Source organism: Streptomyces sp. NPDC051452, from assembly GCF_044454765.1.
Lineage (GTDB): Bacteria > Actinomycetota > Actinomycetes > Streptomycetales > Streptomycetaceae > Streptomyces.
Genome location: NZ_JBITEB010000045.1, coordinates 1 through 2,000, shown reverse-complemented (window position 1 = coordinate 2,000; position 2,000 = coordinate 1). Strand labels below are relative to the sequence as shown.

The following is a 2,000-nucleotide window of genomic DNA, read 5'->3' as shown; positions in this document are numbered from 1 at the left end:
ACCACTTCCTCTAGTCTCGATCTTTCGTGATGGCTCGTCAGTTCAACTGGCTTGCCGTTTCGGTCTGTTGTGTGGGTTGCGGGCAGGCTGATGGCCCGGCTGTCGCGACGAGTGTGCGCCGGGTTCCACGGTTCCGGTGAGGTGGTTCAGGTTCGACGGACCGCTTGATGTGCTTGGTCGGTCAGGGTTCGGGAAGGCGTCGAGCTGCCGGATCGCGTCGGTGATGACATCGGTCCATGGCCAGTGGTGGGCGAATCTCAGATGCCGGCGTCGGCCGGTGGTGACGAGCTGGGCGGCGGCGGAGAACAGTCGCAGCCGCAGTCGGCGGGGCTCCCACCTGCGGGATTTGCCGGTCAGGGCGAGCATCGGCATCCAGGCGAGCAGGTCGAGTGCGAGCTGGACGATCTCCAGCCAGATCCGGTTCTGGGCGGTGTCGTTACAGGGGCGGGTTGCGCAGGCCCGTGGCACGGGCGCTTCGGGTGCGGTCCTCGGCGCGAGCACGTCGGCGGTGCCGCAGCTCCAGCTGGGCGATGGGAGTGCCGGTGGTGTTGGTGGCGAAGCAGGTCGGCCGCAGTCCGTCGGCGTCGGTGAACCGCAACTGGGCGCCGAGATGCGGACGTTCCTTGCGGACGATCAGCCGCATGCCCTTCGGTCAGCCCTTGAGCACGTCACCGTCGAGCTCGGCGACCCAGGCGCCGTCGCGGATCTCCCCGCCTGACTCGATGGCCACCGTCCACGCCGTGGCGGGAACCCGCAGAACGGCGTGGTGGATGGCGTCGGTGATGGTTATCCCGACCGAGTAGGACAACCACCGGCCGCGCTTCGCGAGCCAGGCCACGAACGCGTGGGTGCCACCGCCGGAATCGGTACGCATGGCCCCTCCCATAATCAGGTCTGAAACGCACCAAACCGCTGCCTACCGCTTCACCCGCCCACAGATCGCGAGCGCGGCGAGATCGAGCAGGGCCAGCTCGGGGACGCGATGCCATCTCGATGTACCCGCCGGCCGTCGGCAGGTCTGCGATGGCGTCACCAGACGCCAAATTCAGCATGTCGCAACATGTCTAGGGCGTCTGTTACTGATTTCCTGAGTACCACATTGCTGTACCCGAATAAAATCTTGTCCCCCGTCATCAATTCCACTAGATCCCCGGTTGTAGGCGCATCTTCTTCGTGTTCCGAGGAATACATGTACACCAAGATCGCCTCCATTGCGGTTGCTCGCTGAATCGCCGGGTCACCAGCGGTAAATTTTCTTATACTCCTGATCCAGGTGAGTAGGATCGAGAGGACATCCTCTAGCGGGGAGTCGCGTGTCTGAACGCTGAGCGCCTTGGCCTTCAGTAGTAGGCGCAGCAGTGAATCGCACCGCGACTCGAATTCCTTAGGGTATTCGACTTTCTTTGACCAGTCGGCGAGATGAAGAAGTGGTACCTCTCTCACGGTGCGACAGAAGTCGTCCAGCAGGGCATTCCCCTCTGCGTATATATCAAGGACCAGCTCATGGCGGACTCTATCCAGCCCGTCTGTCGCCCCGAAAATAATATGCTCAGCGTTATACTGGTTTCCTGTGACGCTTTGTCGGCTCTGATTGAAACTTGCTTCAGCCACTCAAGCCCCCGGCAATCTGGCCGACGGTTGCGGCCAGTGTCGCCAACCCAACAGCATCTGAGAGCCAAGCACGTGCACGCTCAAGGCGCCGCCTTGCGGTGGCGGTGTCGCCTGTCTCCAGGTCTCGACGGGCCGCAAGTAGCTCGTCTCGCCCTAGTTGGTCAAGCTGGGAGTCCTCTGCGCACGCGACATCGATGACCTCGTCCAGCTGTTCACGAGCTGCTTCAAGAGTGATGCGTTCTGTCCTGTACTGGACCTGATTGATGGTCTCGGCGTTGTTCTGGCCGCCGTAGACGGTCTGGTTCTGCTGGTTGAAGGTCGCCATGGGCCGAGACTATTGGCAGTCCCCGTTGCATGTTGGCTGTCTCTCGCATCTCTGCAGATACAAG

At 62.0% G+C, this 2,000-nt stretch carries 2 protein-coding genes and 1 pseudogene; all 3 read right to left on the bottom strand.

The genetic code is table 11. From position 1 onward, the window contains the following. Window positions 1-183: 183 nt before the first annotated feature. Window positions 184-874 (bottom strand): annotated as a pseudogene (locus ACIBA9_RS38125) (transposase); the annotation flags it as partial. 155 nt (window positions 875-1,029) lie between these two features. Beyond that, the gene (locus ACIBA9_RS38120; RefSeq protein ID WP_399370371.1) at window positions 1,030-1,611 is read right to left on the bottom strand and encodes a hypothetical protein; all 582 of its coding nucleotides are present in this window, start codon (window positions 1,609-1,611) and stop codon (window positions 1,030-1,032) included. After that, entirely contained in the window at window positions 1,604-1,936 is a 333-nt protein-coding gene (locus ACIBA9_RS38115; RefSeq protein ID WP_399370369.1) for a hypothetical protein, read from the bottom strand. The genes ACIBA9_RS38120 and ACIBA9_RS38115 overlap by 8 nt, the downstream gene beginning before the upstream one ends. Window positions 1,937-2,000: the final 64 nt, after the last annotated feature.